Origin of the sequence: Tolypothrix sp. PCC 7712 (genome assembly GCF_025860405.1) — a bacterium.
GTDB classification, from domain to species: Bacteria; Cyanobacteriota; Cyanobacteriia; order Cyanobacteriales; family Nostocaceae; genus Aulosira; species Aulosira diplosiphon.
In genome coordinates, this window is sequence record NZ_CP063785.1 from 862,658 (window position 1) to 880,062 (window position 17,405).

21 protein-coding genes and 1 pseudogene are annotated in these 17,405 nt (G+C 39.9%); 10 read left to right on the forward strand and 12 right to left on the reverse strand.

Annotated features, from left to right (window positions below; translation table 11 throughout):
- Positions 1-18 precede the first annotated feature (18 nt).
- Positions 19-312: an NAD(P) transhydrogenase subunit alpha gene (locus HGR01_RS03355; RefSeq protein ID WP_045872022.1), complete on the forward strand. Its 294-nt coding sequence runs from the start codon at positions 19-21 to the stop codon at positions 310-312.
- Positions 309-1,712, forward strand: coding sequence for an NAD(P)(+) transhydrogenase (Re/Si-specific) subunit beta (locus HGR01_RS03360; protein ID WP_045872023.1), 1,404 nt, complete (start codon positions 309-311; stop codon positions 1,710-1,712). Before HGR01_RS03355 ends, HGR01_RS03360 begins: the two co-directional genes overlap by 4 nt.
- Positions 1,713-1,858: 146 nt before the next feature.
- On the opposite strand, the gene HGR01_RS03365 is transcribed toward HGR01_RS03360, so the two are convergent.
- From HGR01_RS03365 to HGR01_RS03400, 8 genes are all read right to left on the reverse strand, one after another.
- Entirely contained in the window at positions 1,859-2,659 is an 801-nt protein-coding gene (locus tag HGR01_RS03365) for a WD40 repeat domain-containing protein (RefSeq protein ID WP_155539422.1), read from the reverse strand.
- A gap of 209 nt (positions 2,660-2,868) precedes the next feature.
- The gene (gene tnpC, locus HGR01_RS03370) at positions 2,869-4,341 is read right to left on the reverse strand and encodes an IS66 family transposase (protein WP_045868690.1); all 1,473 of its coding nucleotides are present in this window, start codon (positions 4,339-4,341) and stop codon (positions 2,869-2,871) included.
- A 56-nt stretch (positions 4,342-4,397) separates the two neighbouring features.
- Positions 4,398-4,688 (reverse strand): hypothetical protein, encoded by a 291-nt coding sequence (locus HGR01_RS03375; protein WP_045872026.1) that lies wholly within the window; start codon positions 4,686-4,688, stop codon positions 4,398-4,400.
- A gap of 355 nt (positions 4,689-5,043) precedes the next feature.
- On the reverse strand, positions 5,044-5,403 hold the full coding sequence (locus tag HGR01_RS03380) for a DUF5615 family PIN-like protein (protein WP_045872027.1): 360 nt from the start codon (positions 5,401-5,403) through the stop codon (positions 5,044-5,046).
- A complete protein-coding gene (locus HGR01_RS03385; protein ID WP_045872028.1) occupies positions 5,400-5,732 on the reverse strand; it encodes a DUF433 domain-containing protein in 333 nt (110 codons plus the stop codon). The genes HGR01_RS03380 and HGR01_RS03385 overlap by 4 nt, the downstream gene beginning before the upstream one ends.
- A 402-nt stretch (positions 5,733-6,134) precedes the next feature.
- Entirely contained in the window at positions 6,135-6,383 is a 249-nt protein-coding gene (locus tag HGR01_RS03390) for a hypothetical protein (RefSeq protein ID WP_228045583.1), read from the reverse strand.
- Between the two features lie 45 nt (positions 6,384-6,428).
- Positions 6,429-7,163, reverse strand: coding sequence for an SDR family NAD(P)-dependent oxidoreductase (locus HGR01_RS03395; protein WP_045872029.1), 735 nt, complete (start codon positions 7,161-7,163; stop codon positions 6,429-6,431).
- Positions 7,164-7,173: 10 nt separating this feature from the next.
- On the reverse strand, positions 7,174-7,359 hold the full coding sequence (locus HGR01_RS03400) for a hypothetical protein (protein ID WP_096622000.1): 186 nt from the start codon (positions 7,357-7,359) through the stop codon (positions 7,174-7,176).
- Positions 7,360-7,945: 586 nt separating this feature from the next.
- On the opposite strand from HGR01_RS03400, the gene HGR01_RS03405 reads away from it, so the two are divergent.
- Together HGR01_RS03405 and HGR01_RS03410 are read left to right on the forward strand one after the other, a co-directional pair.
- Positions 7,946-8,839: a hypothetical protein gene (locus tag HGR01_RS03405; RefSeq protein ID WP_045872030.1), complete on the forward strand. Its 894-nt coding sequence runs from the start codon at positions 7,946-7,948 to the stop codon at positions 8,837-8,839.
- Positions 8,840-8,853: 14 nt separating this feature from the next.
- Positions 8,854-9,141: an aldehyde dehydrogenase family protein gene (locus HGR01_RS03410; protein ID WP_304412434.1), complete on the forward strand. Its 288-nt coding sequence runs from the start codon at positions 8,854-8,856 to the stop codon at positions 9,139-9,141.
- Between the two features lie 17 nt (positions 9,142-9,158).
- Here the strand turns inward: HGR01_RS03410 and HGR01_RS03415 are convergent, their stop codons facing one another.
- Positions 9,159-9,302 carry a hypothetical protein gene (locus tag HGR01_RS03415; RefSeq protein ID WP_168161004.1) on the reverse strand — a complete coding sequence of 48 codons (144 nt, stop codon included), beginning with the start codon at positions 9,300-9,302 and terminating at the stop codon, positions 9,159-9,161.
- Positions 9,303-9,338: 36 nt separating this feature from the next.
- Positions 9,339-10,466 (reverse strand): acyltransferase family protein, encoded by a 1,128-nt coding sequence (locus HGR01_RS03420; protein ID WP_045872032.1) that lies wholly within the window; start codon positions 10,464-10,466, stop codon positions 9,339-9,341.
- A 381-nt stretch (positions 10,467-10,847) separates the two neighbouring features.
- On the opposite strand from HGR01_RS03420, the gene HGR01_RS03425 reads away from it, so the two are divergent.
- On the forward strand, positions 10,848-11,309 hold the full coding sequence (locus HGR01_RS03425) for a peroxiredoxin (RefSeq protein WP_045872033.1): 462 nt from the start codon (positions 10,848-10,850) through the stop codon (positions 11,307-11,309).
- 267 nt (positions 11,310-11,576) lie between these two features.
- On the opposite strand, the gene hpf is transcribed toward HGR01_RS03425, so the two are convergent.
- On the reverse strand, positions 11,577-12,239 hold the full coding sequence (gene hpf / locus HGR01_RS03430; RefSeq protein WP_045872034.1) for a ribosome hibernation-promoting factor, HPF/YfiA family: 663 nt from the start codon (positions 12,237-12,239) through the stop codon (positions 11,577-11,579).
- Positions 12,240-12,873: 634 nt separating this feature from the next.
- On the opposite strand from hpf, the gene lipB reads away from it, so the two are divergent.
- The 4 genes and pseudogenes from lipB (at position 12,874) to HGR01_RS03450 (ending at position 14,798) form a co-directional block, all read left to right on the forward strand.
- The gene (gene lipB / locus HGR01_RS03435; protein ID WP_045872143.1) at positions 12,874-13,548 is read left to right on the forward strand and encodes a lipoyl(octanoyl) transferase LipB; all 675 of its coding nucleotides are present in this window, start codon (positions 12,874-12,876) and stop codon (positions 13,546-13,548) included.
- A gap of 79 nt (positions 13,549-13,627) precedes the next feature.
- Positions 13,628-13,994, forward strand: a pseudogene (locus tag HGR01_RS03440) (type II toxin-antitoxin system RelE/ParE family toxin).
- Entirely contained in the window at positions 13,991-14,320 is a 330-nt protein-coding gene (locus tag HGR01_RS03445; protein WP_045872035.1) for an XRE family transcriptional regulator, read from the forward strand. Before HGR01_RS03440 ends, HGR01_RS03445 begins: the two are co-directional and overlap by 4 nt.
- A gap of 277 nt (positions 14,321-14,597) precedes the next feature.
- Positions 14,598-14,798, forward strand: coding sequence for a hypothetical protein (locus HGR01_RS03450; RefSeq protein ID WP_045872036.1), 201 nt, complete (start codon positions 14,598-14,600; stop codon positions 14,796-14,798).
- Between the two features lie 187 nt (positions 14,799-14,985).
- Here HGR01_RS03450 and HGR01_RS03455 read toward each other — a convergent pair whose 3' ends face one another.
- Positions 14,986-15,747: an amino acid ABC transporter ATP-binding protein gene (locus tag HGR01_RS03455; protein WP_045872144.1), complete on the reverse strand. Its 762-nt coding sequence runs from the start codon at positions 15,745-15,747 to the stop codon at positions 14,986-14,988.
- Positions 15,748-15,825: 78 nt separating this feature from the next.
- On the opposite strand from HGR01_RS03455, the gene HGR01_RS03460 reads away from it, so the two are divergent.
- Complete coding sequence (locus HGR01_RS03460) at positions 15,826-17,322, forward strand: ABC transporter permease subunit (RefSeq protein ID WP_045872037.1); 1,497 nt, start codon at positions 15,826-15,828, stop codon at positions 17,320-17,322.
- The last annotated feature ends 83 nt before the right edge of the window (positions 17,323-17,405 follow it).

Consider the following 17,405-nt stretch of genomic DNA (forward strand, 5'->3'; position numbering starts at 1 on the left):
ACAAGGAGTTTTTATTTCATGTCAGAGGCATTACTTGCTGCTTTGTTTGTATTTGTGTTGGCATCTTTTATTGGGTTTGAAGTCATCAACAAAGTGCCACCTACTTTACACACTCCCTTGATGTCGGGATCAAACGCGATTTCTGGCATTGCGGTACTGGGGGCGATTGTAGCTTCTGGTGCAAGGGAAACCAGTGTGGCAGTGATTCTCGGTTTAATTGCTGTAGTACTAGCGACAGTCAACGTTGTGGGTGGCTTCCTAGTGACAGATAGAATGTTGCAAATGTTTAAGAAAAAGGAGATTAAGGCGTGAGCGATTTTCTACCAACTGGGATTCAGTTAACGTATTTAGTCGCTGCATCCTTATTTATTCTGGGGTTAAAAAAGCTAGGTTCACCTGCAACAGCTAGGAACGGTAATGTTGTCGCCGCCGTGGGGATGTTGTTGGCGATTGTCGCCACAATGTTGGATCAACACGTGTTGAACTACGAGATGATTTTGTTAGGCTTGGCGATTGGATCGGGTTTAGGTGCGATCGCAGCTTATAAAGTGCAAATGACGGAAATGCCCCAAATGGTGGGCTTACTCAACGGTTTGGGTGGTGCAGCTTCCGCATTAGTTGCTGTCGCTGAATTCTGGCGTTTATTGGATTCAGGCGCACCCATACCTCTGGATGTCAACATTTCCATGCTGCTGGATGTGTTAATCGGTGGTGTTACCTTCACAGGTAGTTTTCTCGCCTTCGCCAAATTGCAAGGTTTAATAAGCGGTTCCCCGATTACATTTCCTTTCCAGCAACCATTTAACCTATTACTGCTGGGTGCTTATATAGTCGGTAGTGCCTACTTAATCGTCACACCAGATAGCCTACCTATATTCTTAGCAGTAGTTGCTGTTTCTCTAATACTCGGTGTTATGTTCGTCATCCCCATTGGTGGGGGCGATATGCCTGTAGTAATTTCGCTGTTGAACTCCTTATCTGGTGTAGCAGCATCCGCCGCAGGTTTCGTGGTGATGAACAATATGTTAATCATCGCTGGGGCGTTGGTGGGAGCATCAGGACTGATCCTCACCGAGATTATGTGTAAAGCCATGAACCGTTCTCTGTTCAGTGTGCTGTTCAGTGCTTTTGGTACAGGCAGTGCGGCTGGTGGTGCGGCGGCTGGTGGTGCAATTGATCAAACCGTTCGCAGCATCGATCCCGAAGAAGGCGCGATGATGTTGGGTTATGCCCGTTCTGTAGTAATTGTGCCTGGTTATGGGATGGCGGTTGCTCAAGCACAACATAGCGTGCGGGAGTTGGCTGATCAACTAGAACGCATGGGTGTTGATGTGAAATATGCCATTCACCCTGTAGCGGGAAGAATGCCAGGACACATGAACGTGTTGTTGGCTGAGGCGAATGTGGCTTATACCCAGTTGTATGACATGGATGATATTAATCCCCAGTTTGAACAAGCGGATGTAGCTTTAGTAATTGGGGCTAATGATGTAGTCAATCCGGCGGCGCGTACTGATGTAAATAGTCCAATTTATGGAATGCCAATTTTGGAAGTAGATCGGGCGAAGCAGACAATTGTGATTAAACGCGGGATGAGTACAGGTTTTGCCGGTGTAGATAATGAGTTGTTCTACAAAGATAAAACCACAATGCTCTTTGGTAGCGCGAAGGATATGGTGTCGAAGTTGGTTTCTGAAGTGAAGCAGCTTTAACGAACCGCAAAGACGCGAAGGGCGCGAAGTAAAACAAGAAATAAAGAGTTGGCTTGCCTTGGAAGTGTAATGCTTCTGAGGCAAGTTTTTTGTTGGTGTATGAAGGCAAATATTACGGGTAGTGGTTTACAGAGATTAACAACGCTTTAGATATGCTGCCACAGTCTAACTGTACAATCCTTACTACCACTAACAATAGTTTTACCATCAGGACTAAAAGCTACTGATGTGATTGCGCTAGTGTGTCCAGAAAGAACGGAAATAGCAGATTGACTTTTTAATTGCCAAATTTGGATTTTACAGTCATCACTTCCACTGACAATTATCTCACCATCAGGACTAAAAGCTACTGAGTTCACTGAGGCTGAGTGCTGTCCAAGCGTACAATTTTCTCTTCCTGTCTTTGCATTCCAAAGTTTGATGCTATAGTCATCACTACCACTAACCAGCATTTGACTATCTGGGCTAAATGCTAGTGAGCGAACAGGCAATGAACTGGCTTGTATACTGCGAATTTCTCTTTTTGTTCTCAAATTCCAAAATTTAATAACTCCGTGTCCATCACCACTCACAAGAATTTCCCCATCTGGAGAAATCACTAGACATCTGACTTCACTAGAATGTCCAGTAAGTTTACCAAGTTCTAACCGTTCTTCTTTAGCATCCCATAGTTGAATAGTCTTATCTCCACCACCACTAGCAACAATTTTACTATCCGGGGTAAAAGCTATTGCTCTAACTCTATGAAGACCATTCCATAGGTGTTCACCAAGGTCTTTGACTTGCTTTGTATTTACATTCCATAATTTAACAAAATTTTGATCTATATCTTCAATCATGGCACTAGCAATAAATTCTCCAGTCGGATTGATAACGAGTGGAGCAGGATAACCACTAGAACTTCTCTTTTCACTTGAGAATTCATTAACTATTCGTTTTTCATTCAAATTCCAGACAAGAATTATATTATGTTGTCGAATAGCAATGCAATTATCATTGGGGAAAAAGGCAACTGAACTAATTTCACCTGTAAATCTATAAGTAGATACATCCCATGAATTATCCCTTTGTTCGACTAATACTTGTTGTTGTGTATATGTCTGCTTAATACCTAAAATATATGGCTTTAGGGTTTGGCATTCGTAAGGATTCAGGTCTAAAATTGAGGAACTAGAGAAGGGCGAGACTGAGAATTAATAGAGTCAGCAATTAGTGCTTGTACAAAAAAATCAATAACAGACAGACTTTGACGACGACAGGTTTGAACCACCGTCAACAAATTGGCAGTATGTTGAAACCGCTCCATCGAACGGGAACCACCACTAACTTTACGTTTTGTCACAGCCAAACGCAGCGATCGCTCGGCTTGATTGTTATCAGGAGGAACTTCAGGGTTGTCAAGGAAATACCACCATTGGGAGGCTTTATCGCGCAAGGAACGTAAAAGGTTTCCTGCTGTAGCTCCGGCTAAGTTAATCCAGTCATCAAGTGTTTGTTGCAATTTAGATTTGAATTGATTGACCCAATCGTTATAACTGGCGCAGTCAAGAGTCTCAAACCATTGGGCATAATTTCCAAAAGCTTCATCAATTAAATCCACAAATGCTTCACCAATAGCTTGGTTGTGAAGACCTGGAAGTTGAATTAGTTTTTTGAAGTGACGGCGTAGATGAGCCAAACATTTCTGCTGCTCAGGCACCGCATAGCCATTGTAAACACTAAAATCATCGCTGCTGATTACCCCTGTATATTTAGCCCCTAAAATGGCTTCTAGTTCTGCTCTGGAACGAGTGTCAGCAGCAGTAAACAGGCAAAACTCAGAATTGGCAACTACCCACAACCATTCTTTAACTCCCTTGACAGACCAAGGTGTTTCATCCACATGAATGTTAGGTTGTGTCTGTTTTACCCAATTACTTAACTCAGTAATGCTTGGTTGAATCGCTGTTTGAATTCGTTCATTTGTGGTGACTAAAGTTCCCAGCCCAATTTCAATTTGACCTAACTCCCACAACATTTCTTGCTGTTTTTCATAGGGCATATGTGCATAATTATTTGCCCATCCTAAAAATGCCTGTAAAGAAATCCCTAAATCCTGTCCTGGGATGATATCTTGTGACCAGGAGGCTGTTTGTATATTGCCACAGTACTCACACTGGCACGTATGGCGTTGATACTCAACTATTTCAATGGGACGCTCCACTAGTTGCGCTACAGACTGTTTTTCTACTTTTACTGCCACAGCCGCAAACGCTTTTTGACCACAACAGACACAATCACTTGGACGTAAGATTTCACAACGATCTACTCTACCAAAACCCTTACGGGTCTTACCTTGATGCCCTGGTTGCCCACCTGGCTTTCTTTTGGGATGATTTGATTCTTCTTGCGGTGCTGCTTTTTTGTTTTCACTCTTTTTGAGGATGTCCCCTGATGGCGGCTTAGATGAGGTTTTGCTGTCTAAATCTCTGCTGACTTTTAAACGTTCTATTTCTTGCTGTAGTTCTAATACTGTTTTCTGTAATTCACCTATTACCTTGCTCTGCTCAATGATTATCTCTACCAGTTCTTGTTTCGATAACTGGTTCAAGCTTTCCCGGTCTAAATCTTGAGGCAGGTTTTGGTTCATATCTGTGATACTCCTCCTCAAGCGATCCCTTTGTCAATACTCTGCCACCTGAATCCTTACGTTAGTCTGCCACCAGCATAATCCAAATATGCAAATTTGCAAGCTGAATAAATTGGTAAGTTTTCTGTCTGAACACGACAAGTAAAAGTCCATTCTGAAATTTCGCTATACGTTGTCCCTTTAGGCCATTTCTCGTCAACAGCAATTTGTGTATAGATGTTGTTCAGCCGCTTTCTTTTTTCTGCTCCATCAACTTCTAAAAAGAAGCCATGCTCTCCCTGAGTGGATAGCTTCTTATACATACTCGCTAAAAAAACTGTCTTGCCAGATCCAGATGGGCCTAGCATAATTATTGTGTAAGTATTCAAGATTTTCTCCAGTTAGATAAGTACTTGTGATTTCATGACAAGACTATCTAGAAGCTTTACCAAACTGCTAAATCCAGATATTATTGCCAACCATCAACAATTTTCGATCATATAATGTTAAAATGCCTCAGTAATTATCCTTAGCCAAAAGTACAGGAAACCCTTAGTAAGGCTTATCTGAGCAGAAACAATTTATCCTCTAAATAATCTCTTCGTGTATTGATTTTTACTTTATAAATCAAAAGCGATCGCCCTTTCTCTCTTCCTTTGCGTGAAATAAAAAAGCGATCGCTTTTTTCTCAATATCTAACTAAATCACGTCTTTGGACTTGTACTAAAATGGAATCCATTCCAATTTATCAATCCATTCTTCGGCTTCAGTAGCTTCCCAAACAAACACAAGTTCTTGCGCTATCCTTCCTATTGGTGTGCGAGGACGTAACCACAGTAAACCCCAAATATGTTCACCTTTAGCCCAATGTGTTTCTAAATGTCCTGGCATACTAGCACGATTATCTGTTACCAAAATTCTTTGAGATAATTTCAGATAAAGCAAAACATCAGGATCTAAAGTACCTGTTGCTGGTGCATTGTCTTCACCCACACGCACAATATCTATCTCAGGATTCAACCTTAAAACCGCTAACTTTAAACGTGGAGGCAAATTCTCATCTAATAAAAAACGTACCTTCACAACTGATTTACCTGCTGTTCAGATTTTGTAAGTTTCAATTTTCTTAAGCGTTCTGCTAAAGGTGAGGGATGAGCAATTGATTTTTGATAACGTTCTTCTCTCCACTTTGCCAAGCGTGAAATATAGGTATCAATTTCAGTGCGATTATGTAAATAATAAGTAATAGTCGCGTAAATTTGCTCTAAGCTGATATCAGGTAAGTTCGCAGCTATTTCTTCTGGTGTATATCCTTCTAAATAGTAATCAATTACATTGTCTATACCAACGCGGTGTCCTTTGAGGCGAATATCATCAGATGAGAGAAAGTCAAAATAATCTTCTAATTGCATGACTCTACCTTCAATAAAAAGGTTTATTTTGTTGATTATTTTAGCTTAATTAAGTGATTTGAACCTTTTATATGAGCCTCTTCGTGAAATAACAACGACAAGAATTTGTCACTTAGAGGAAAAGACCGTGAAACATAAAGTTCCACGGCTGTAAGTGTGTGTGAGGAGCTTAACTACAGATCATCATAAAGTAGGCGATCGCAAATAATACGCTCGTAACAGTTTTGGTAACAGAATTTTTACGGATGACCAATTTTTACTGTCAGTAGACCGAAAAGTTTGGCGATCGCTAAAAAATAGTAGTCTGTGATACCGTTTTTGGAGAAAAGTGCAAAAGCTGAAAGACTTGAATAAATGATAACTTTAGCTTATTAAAATCCTCCAAATACCAAGCAACTAACATCAGCCAGACGGTAAATAAACTTCGCAGGCTACCCCATAGTTGCGGTCTACTGCTTGGCGTAAAAATTCAAGCATTTGTTTGAGAGTAAATAAGTGAGAAAAAACTTGTCTAGTACTTCTTTTTAAACGACTGAGATAATGCCATACTAAATAAATCCAAATATTAATAATTAAAAAAGCTAGACCAACAAACAGAAGCCGAATAATGGGATTTTTGATAGTAGTTTTAATCCGGCATTGATTTTTCATCCGATAGCTGCTTTCAATTCCGAAACGAAGACGATAGTCGTATAGTTAAACGGCTCCACCTGCTGTATTTCCTCCATCAAGCAATAAACAACTTCCCGTTGCATATTGAGAATGAGCTAAAAAGTAAGCAGCTTCAGCCACTTCTTGTGCTGTAGCAAAACGTTTTAGAGGAACAACACTTTCCCATTGCGCTCGTTCGGCTTCATCTACTTCAGCAATCATCGGTGTTGTTACAACACCAGGACAAAGTACATTTACTCGTACACCTTCGTGAGAATGGTCTAAAGCCATCGCTTTAGTAAGTAACACAACTCCACCTTTAGAAGCACAATAGGCAGCGATATTACGTCCTCCTGTAACACCTAAATCCGAAGCCACATTCACAATCGACCCTGACTTTCGAGGTAGCATATGACGTAATGCTGCTTGATTAACTAAAAATGTACCTTTGAGATTGATATCAATTATGCGATCCCAAGCTGCTTCATCAGTATCCAAGATAGTTCCTGAATGAAGAACCCCCGCTGCATTGATAACCACGTCGATTGTCCCCCATTGAGAAATCGCATGTTCCATCAATTTCTCAACTTCCTCTGCAATAGAAACATTGGTAGGGATAATTGAACAATCGCCCCCAAATTCTTTGATTTCTTGCTGCACTTTTATCAGTGCCTCTAATCGCCTTGCCGCGATGGTTACTTGATAACCTTTCTGTGCAAATAAAATTGCAGTTGCTCTACCAATCCCAGAATTCCCACCTGTAATAATTACGCCTGCCATAAGCTACTTATTAATAAAAAATTTCATACTCAAAAAATAGACTTTTGAAATTTGCCACCGCAGGCAACGTGTAAGATTGATTCAAAAAAAATTTTGCGATTACGTAAGCTGCTTTATCCTCTTCCATTTTTGGGGCAACCCAATCAGCTTCATCTTTCATTACTTCATCTTTCATTAATATATGTGCATTGCCCATAACCACACCTAAACCAGTATAGCGAATTATTTCTAAGTCGCACTATTTGTACTAACGCTTCCCCTGCTACTTGCAATTTTTCTGAGGTATCTAAATCAATAAGCGATGAATCTCAACCATATTTAGCTTATTGCTTATAATTTTTTTGCTCATAAATGCTTTATGCGATAGTATGAGTAAATAAAAAGCAAACATCTGCTAGTAAGATTAATAAAATGAATAGTTAATTTACAAAAATAATTTTTTCTTTAAATTAATTATACAAAATTCACAAAACTTTTCAGAATAGATAGATAGAAATAACATAATTGACAAAATATTCTAAATTATTAGATAATAATCAAACATAGAAATAAATAATTATCTTACAATTTTAAGATAGTTTTTTGGTAAGAGTTCAGTCACTTTGATGCTAGTCTGAGAGCGACTTTCAGATTTAAATATATTTAATCGCAATAAACTGCGAAATAATAGGCATTTTATTATTGTTGTTGAGAATTACAGAAATCACTTCTAACGCTTATTTTGTAAAGCTTTTAGCGATTTTTTAGATGACCTTAATCCTTCCGTTTTTGGAGCATCAGTGATGGTGATTTTAACAGCAAAATCTTTTCTTAGCCAACAAGAATTTGACAACTATTTTAATTTTTCTGTGCTAGATAAAACAGTAGAAATATCTTGCCGTTTAGCGTATGAACGTCCCGATGTTTTTTACTTATTTATGCAGCGATATACTTATTTTAATGGAGTCGCTGGTTCATGTGTTGCAAGATTAGCAAGTTCAATTGGTTTATCGCGTGAATTTTTTCGAGAACCAAATTGTTCAATTGACGATGAAGCAGACCGAGGAATGGAGGTTGCTGCAAAAGTTTTAGAGGCTGCTATTGAGGAACATTCTGATAAACATCAAAAATATTTTGCACATCGCACTTTAGCACAAGCAACTCTAAAAGCTATTGGTAGCTATGCTTGTTTGAATGCACAACAAAGGAATGAATTTGCTAAAACGCCTGATTGGCTAGCAACCTTAATCAATCAGTTTGTAGAAGGATACCAAGGAATTCCAGGTAATATTGAGGCGCTAATAAAATCTATAGGTTTCCACATCGCCTCGGAAATACTTGCTCACCGTGAATACTCAATTATTGATAAAATTGTACGTCAGGAAAATTCGGGATTAGCATTTGATAAATACTTAAAAGATACCAATGGGAAAATAGATTTTTCTAGTAAAAAAATTAGTTCTTGGTATTGGGTTGTTATTCATGGTAATTATAACAATTATGGTGTTGACAAAAAACATGCAGATGCTGCTTTAGAAGCTTTGAACTTAGCAATAAGATATTTGAGCCATATTCAAATAGATGTTCAAGAGCTTGCATTTATTGGCTTCCGTGACTTTGTAAATATTCAACAAAATTTCTTTCAAAAAGCACAACAAGAATGTTTGGAATTTTGTTTTAATAGCAAATACAGATAAGATTGCGATTAATATTGCAGCAAGAGACTATTATCCTGAAATTTAAGGATATTGATGAGGTAATTGAGCGGGCAAATAACACCATGTATGGACTCGCCGCCGCCGTGTGGACTCAGGATATTACTAAAGCCCATGCGATCGCAAATAATGTGCGTGCTGGTACTGTGTGGGTAAACTGCTACGACGTATTTGACGCTGCTGCACCTTTTGGTGGCTTTAAGCAGTCAGGTATTGGTCGAGAATTAGGTGAGTATGGCTTGCAACAATACACCGAAATTAAAACAGTGACAATCAAACTGTAAGCTGAAACCGCGTGAAGTTAAACCAACAAAGCCTGCGATCGCAGGCTTTGTTTTTCAGTTATTTGATGGTTGAAATGCACATAGGGTATATCAGCGTAAATCACCTCTGCCAGGGTTTTTGGTGCGTTAAGGCTGATGGCGAACATACCCTTAAATTTCAAAATTACGAATTACGAATTACGAATTACAAATTATTTTTACACTTTCAAAAACCAGCGTTGGCGATACATAATTACCGCAACTACCCACCAAAATAAAACGGTGACAAGGGCAAATAATAGTGAACCGTTGAAAGTTCCAGCCCAGGAAGCGAACACATTTTGGTAAATCCAATCGTAGGTAGTGGGAGCATTATCACCAGTACCGATGTTGGTTCTCACGAAGATTTTAATCAGTAAGACTGAAGCAACGAAAAGCGCGATCGCATTTAGTCCCATAATCTCAAATGGTTTACTCCAGCGACGTATCTGCCTAACTTCGATGAGTTCGTAACAAGTGGCTAACAAAAGCAACGCCCAACCGCTAGTAAAGACAACATAGGAACTCGTCCAAATTTTTTTGTTGATGGGAAATGTCCATCCCCACGCCCAACCTACAATTAAGCAACCAATACCAAATAAAGCTAAACCAATACTTATACGTGATTGTACTGTTTGAGAACGTATCCAATTACCTGCAAAGTAGCCAGCTAATACGCTAACAATTGCAGGAATAGTACTAAAAATTCCCTCTGGATCGCCCATGAAGTTAAAGCCATCACCCTTGTACAGATGTGCTTTCGGTATAATTAAGCGGTCAATATATGCGCCAAGGTTACCTTCCCTGGTGAGAACGCCAGCACCATAACCGGGTACGGGTACATACATCATCGCCAGCCAATAGCCAATGAGTATGGCGGCGGCGAATATCCATTGAGCCTTACGCGGTAACTTCAGGACTATTAAGGAAGCAAATAGATAAGCCAAACCGATGCGTTGCAACACTCCCATCAACCGGATGCTACTGAAATCAAAAGTCCAAATACCCTTATTCCAAAAGCCGTTGAGCAATAAACCCAAAGCGAAGAGAATTGCCGCACGGCGCAAAATCCGCCAGTAAACTGCCGATTGTGGTTTGTCGCCTTCGGTGTATTTTGACAGCGAGAAAGTCATCGCCACACCAATAATGAATAAGAAGAAGGGAAACACCAAATCCGTTGGTGTGCAGCCATTCCATGCAGCATGGTCTAAGGGAGGATATTTATCATCAGCAACTCCCGCCATATTGACGAGAATCATTCCGGCGATAGTAATGCCACGAAAAACATCTAGTGAGGTCAGGCGCATAAACAGAAATTTGTCTTTAGAGATCTAACATTACTCCTGCTAGTGCTGACGAGCAAGGAAAATATCTAGACAAACACAGAAGTTAAAATTTTTTAAACTCAAATTCAGCTATGCCGGGATTTTTGCACAGATAAAGCTACGCTGATTTTGTCATCCAGGTAAAAGTTGCGATCGCATCACATTTTCCACTCCACCAAGAACTCTCAGGCAAACATTGAGCGTCAAGCCAAAATCAGAATATGTTTGCTAGAGTCTAGCTCCCATAAGGCTTTTAAGGAAATATCTAGCAGTACTCCAGTTACAAAACTAAACAAAATTCTCTGCAATCAATTAGAATCCCTAATAGTGTTTGAAACTTGAGTATTAATTTTTTTTAAGACTATGCCAGTTAAAGTTGGAGATACTGCTCCTGATTTCAGCTTACCTGCTCAAAATGGTGAAACCGTTAACCTGAGAGATTTTCGCGGTAAAAGTGCTGTTGTGCTGTACTTTTATCCCAAGGATGATACACCGGGATGTACGGCTGAATCTTGTGCTTTTCGCGATCGCTATGAAGTGTTTAAAAATGCTGGCGCTGAGGTGATTGGCGTGAGTGGGGATTCTAATCAATCACACCAGCAATTTGCTGCCAAGTACAATTTACCGTTTATTCTACTGAGTGACAAAGGCGACAAAGTTCGTAAGGAATATGGTGCAACAGCCGCCTTTGGTTTATTACCTGGACGAGTCACCTATGTAATTGACCAACAGGGAGTTGTGCAATATGTTTTTGATTCGATGTTTAACTTTCAAGGCCATGTTGACGAGGCTTTGAAAAAGCTGCAGCAACTGCAAGCTGTCTAAGCGACTTCAAAAAATCAATTATTCAGCTTGAAGTTTTTGACTGTTGACTGTTGACTGTTGACTGTTGACTGTTGACTGTTGACTGTTGACTGTTGACGGTTAACTGTTGACGGTTAACTGTGAACTGTCAGCAGTCAACCGTCAACAATTCTTAAAAAGAGAGAAGGACAAGGGGAAACACTCCCTTGTCCTTCTTATATTGCTTGTCTTGTTATCCTCCGTGCCTGACGTTGCTGTTATATTTCTTAGTAACCAATCCCCGGTTGCTCATTTAGCCAAAAACGGTTTTTCGGAAATGACAAAATTAGCATTAGCTGTCTTGCCATTTTTACCATTGCTATGACCGTTGGTATGGCCGTTATTATGACGTGGTTGAATTACACCGTAACCACCGTGGTTACGTTCATAAATGACGTTAATTTCACCTGTTTCAGAATTGAGGAACATATAAAAGTCATGTCCTACCAGTTGGAGTTGTTCCAACGCTTCTGTAACAGTCATTGGCGGCATTGAGAAGTACTTGGTGCGGACAATCTCATTGGGTAATTCTGGAGTGCGATCGCCAATTAAATCTGCAACTACTGGTTGGGGAACTACTAACTCATTAGTAGGTTGACTCTGAGTTTTCTTATCATGTCGTCTTTCTTTATACTTACGCAGTTGACGAGCAATTTTATCTGCTACCAAGTCAATACTGGCATATAGATTCTCGCTGCTTTCCTCGGCACGGATGACGTTACCATTGGCATAAATAGTCACTTCAGCCGCCTGTCTGGGGTTAATTCGGGGATTGCGAGCTACGCTTAAATGCACATCCACTTCATTGGTGATGTTCTGAAAGTGACTAACTGCTTTTTCGATTTTTTGATGCACATATTCCCGAATCGCATCGGTAATTTCAATATTTTTGCCGTGGATGACAAGCTTCATGTAAACTCTCCCGCTCAAATATTTAATATGAATTGGTTTGGTTTTGTAACGAAATTGCGGTAAGGTCTATCACTGCCGCCAATACAATATTTGAAGTTTTTTATGTACTACCGTTACGCCTACCATCATCATTGTTGTATCTTCGTTTATGATTGCGCGTTCCACTTAATGATTTTCTCTATCTCTGCATCGGTTGATAACTGGTTGTCAGGCAATTAGTTAACCAAAGCGAGATACCTGTATTGAGGTAGTCTGAGCAGCTTATCCTTTACCTGCTGGGAATTTTGGAACAATCTTTACATAAATAGAAGTAGTTGTTCCGCTAATATTACAGGTAGTTTGCTCACGTGGGATAGAGAATATTTGTGTTGTCGATGCAAACAATTTATTTAGACGTCATCAGCCAGTGCATTTCTTCTTCTTGTGTTGGCGTGATGCTTATTGCAGAAGATTCCTCCTAGAACCATTCGAGGTTATATATTCAAACTAGCACTTTGTATTTTCTAAAGCCAATTCCCTTGATGTTCCTTTAAAATCCTTTGCATAGCTTGACAATTGTTGACTCAAACCAGTCTACTTGCAATATATTTCGTTCCAAAACCAGTTGATTTTTGCTCTAATCCGTAGTAAGCAAATGCATCATCATCGTTGTTTGTTATATAACCAGGGATTACTGCCTTATATTGAGGCGCTAGAATGGCAACGTTCGCTGATGAGCGATCGCATCCAAAATCCTCAGCTCGATGACGTGCTAATTTTGCTAGAGCATCCTCCTGTCTATACTTTGGGACAAGGAGCTAAATTAGATTTTCTCAAATTTGACCCTGAGCAAACTAAATTTGAAGTCCATAGAATTGAACGTGGCGGCGAAGTTACTTACCATTGTCCGGGTCAACTCGTAGGGTATCCAATTTTAAATCTGCAACGCCATCAAAAAGACTTGCATTGGTACTTGCGCCAACTAGAAGAAGTTTTAATTCGGGTACTAGCCGTTTACAATTTGCAAGGCGAACGAATTCCCGGTTTTACAGGTGTTTGGGTAGAAGGACGTAAAATTGCAGCGATTGGTATTAAAGTCAGCCGTTGGATTACAATGCACGGCTTTGCTTTTAACGTCTGTCCTGAGATGACAGGCTTTAGTCAAATTGTCCCCTGCGGTATAGCCGATAAACCTGTAGCCAGTCTAGCTGCATGGATTCCTGACATTACCTGCGAACAAGTACGTCCCCAGATAGCAAAGTCCTTTGCGGAAGTTTTTGCAGTGGAATTGGTTGAGTCCGTAGACAAGGAATTATTTTCAGTATCCTGACTTTCATATCTTGGTCTCTTTAACAAGCACGAATAATAATATCATTGATGATATATATCATGTATGATAAGTTATTGGCATGTGCTGGAATGTTGAATTACATCCTTTATTTGCACAGGAATTCTTAGAGTTTGACGAAGCGGTGCAGGATGGTTTATTAGCCGAAATAGTCTTGTTGGAAAAGTATGGGCCTCTGCTAGGTAGACCCCATGTAGACACACTTAAAGCTTCTAAACACGCAAATATGAAAGAGTTGCGATTTACAGCAGATAATGGTGTGTGGCGCGCGGCCTTTGCCTTCGATCCGCACGCAACGTCAAGCCATTGTACTGGTCGCTGGCGATAAATCTGGGACGAGTGAAAAACGATTTTACAAGCAACTGATCAAAAAGGCCGATGAACGCTTTGACAATCATTTGACCCAGTTACAAGAGGAAGAACAATGACTAAAGGGAAAATCTTACAAAGTATATGGGATAATTTGCCAGAAGACCGTAAGGAGCGCATACAGGCGCGGGCGGAAGAAATAGAAGTAGAATATCTCACCTTGCAGGAGCTACGAAAAGCAGCAGGACTAACACAAGCGGAAATTTCTAAAAACTTAGAAATGCCACAGTCGAACGTGTCACGTCTGGAAAGAGAATCGGATATGTTACTTTCCACTCTCCAAAACTATATTGCCGCGATGGGCGGCAGTCTCATTATTACCGTTGAGCTTCCAAATAAGCCACCTGTTCGCCTCAATATGCTAAGTGACCTTGTAGACAGCTAACTATTTCCTGTTAACTCCCATCCTACGAGTACTCCTGGGGAAAATTCGCAGAGTAGGTGCTATGCATCTACATCCCTAAGCCCCACCTGGGCAATACTCACATATTTGTGTTTTAGTGGTTATTGCTAGAGAATTATTAATTTTCTAAGAATAATGGAGGATGACGATATGAGGATTGCTATGATTTCAGTCTAAGGCTCAATGTCCAAGTTAGAATATGATTGTTTATCAACAAAATATACTAACTTTTCGCTTTATTCTACTCTAAATTTAGCGTGTGAATTATCCAGGAAATGTAAATATATATGCCCCGGCTATCACTTCTTTGGAAGAACGGGACTGGAAAGCAATGACAGAATTGTTTGACAGGGAAGATAGTGAAGAAATTGAAGCGGATATTATGAAAAGCTTGCTCTTCATGATACCTGAACCTTGTTGGGGAGACGATCCTTTTGACTTTCTACGTGAATATCTTTAAGTATTACTGAGTACTGAAATAATTAAGAAAAATTAAATTAAAATCTATTTTTACGGTATGCGATCGCTGCAACACAGCACTGGTTATTTTAATTCTTAATCGAGTATTGAGTTATGATAAATAAAATCAAAAAATCCCAGCATTTCTTTACGATTTATTTTTAGCTGGCGGTTTATTACTCAGTAATTTACAGCTTACCTGCATTGAGACGGCTGAGGAAAGTACGCAGGCGATCGCTTTGGGGATGAGTCAAAACTTCATGGGCTACACCTTGTTCTACTACCAGCCCTTGATCGAGAAATACCACCCGATGGGCTACTTCTTTCGCAAATTGCATTTCGTGGGTAACAACCACCATTGTCATGCCTTCTGCGGCTAATTGTTGCATGACTTGCAAAACTTCCCCGACCAACTCTGGATCTAAAGCACTGGTAGGTTCATCAAATAGCATAATCTGAGGATTCATACATAAACTGCGGGCGATGGCTACTCGTTGTTTTTGTCCCCCAGATAGTTGCTCAGGATAGGCAGATGCTTTATCAAAAAGACCGACTTTTTCCAGATACAATCCTGCTAATTGGGTGCTTTCTTTTGGTGTTTTCCCTAAAACTTTGCGGGGGGAGAGTGTCAAATTCTCCAGTACACTGAGATGAGGAAATAGGTTAAATTGCTGGAAAACCATCCCTACTTGGGTTCTGAGTTCTCGCAATTGAATATAGCTAATTTCAGGCTGAGATAAGTCGATACCGTTAACGACTAAACGCCCATGATTTATACTTTCTAAACGATTGAAACATCGTAGTAAAGTGCTTTTACCACAGCCAGAAGAACCAATCACCGCAACCACTTCTCCCCGGTTAATTTCGCCGGAGATTCCTTTGAGAACTTTTAGTGAACCAAAGCTTTTTTCGATATTTTCAAAAATAATTGCAGGTGTGGAATTATTCATAAAAGTTAAAGGTAAAGAGTCAAAAGTCGCAGAGAGGCGATTAATCGCGTCTGTCATCAAAATTCAAGGAAAATAAATATGGCTGGATTTGCTTGGTTACGTTGGCTAAACTCTTTTGTGGCTACAGCTTTAAGTTTATTGTTACTTGTAGGCTGTAGTGTTAATCCTAGTGTAGGAAAAACTCTGCGGATAGCTAATGAACCAGCATTTCCACCTTTTGAGTTTCTGGGAACTGGCGGTAAATCGCAAGGTTTTTCTATTGATTTGATGAATGCGATCGCAACTGCGGCTAATTTTAAAATTAATTTTCAGAGCATACCTTTTGATGGCATTATCCCCGCTTTGCAAGCCAAAACGGTAGATGCGGCGATTAGTTCAATTACGATTACTGAGGAAAGAGCAAAAACTGTTTCCTTTTCCCGTCCTTATTTTAAAGCTGGGTTAGCGATCGCTATTCGCACCGACAATCAAGATATTACTAATTTTGATAGTCTCAAAGATCAAAGAATTGCTGTACAAATCGGCACTACAGGCGCAAAAAAAGCTGAGGATATTCCCGGAGCAAAAATTCGCAGTTTTGATTCTGCACCTCTAGCCCTGCAAGAGTTAGCGAATGGTAACGTTGATGCAGTAATTAACGATGCCCCAGTTACTTTATACGCCATTAACACAGGAAATCTTAAGGGGCTGAAAGTAGTAGAGCAATTGCTCACAGAAGAATATTACGGCATTGCCACACCAAAAAACTCACCCAATCTGGCATTAATCAACGATGGGATTGATAAAATTCTGAAAAATGGCATTTATGCCCAAATTTACCGAAAATGGTTTAAAGCTGAACCCCCAACCTTACCAGCTACAACAAACTTTAAAAACCAAAATAATGCAACATCAGGAATATTTGCCTCATTTAATGTGATTTTGCAGGCTTTGCCCACTCTTTTACAAGGAGTCTTGGTAACACTGCAACTGACAATACTTTCTGTAGTGCTGGGTTTAGTAGGTGGTTCCCTGATTGGTATTGTCCGCCTTTCCCGGATTAAGCCTGTGCGTTGGCTAGCAAGGGCCTATGTGGATTTCTTTCGCGGAACTCCCTTACTCGTGCAGATTTTTATGATTTATTTTGGCATACCTGCGATCGCGCAAGAATTGGGTCTTACTTTCTCATTTGATCGCTTAGTCGCTGGAGTAGTTGCATTAACATTAAATAGCGCCGCCTACATTGCAGAAATTGTCCGCGCGGGAATTCAATCAATTGAACCAGGACAAGCCGAAGCCGCACAATCTCTCGGATTGAGTGCGGTACAAACCATGCGCTATGTAATTTTTCCTCAAGCTTTGCGGCGGATGATTCCACCTTTAGGTAATGAATTTATTAGTTTATTGAAAGATACTAGTTTAGTTGCAGTTATTGGTTTTGAGGAATTATTCCGTAAAGGACAATTGATTGTTGCAAATAACTATCGCGCCTTTGAAATTTATATAGCTGTTGCTATTGTTTATCTATGCTTAACGCTGCTTTCCTCCCAAGCATTTAGTCGTTTAGAAGCATGGATGAATCCGGTGAAACGCTAATAATTACTAATTCGTAATTCGTAATTCGTAGTTCCTAATTACAAGATAAATTATACTAATTCCAATAAACACCGAGCAATAAT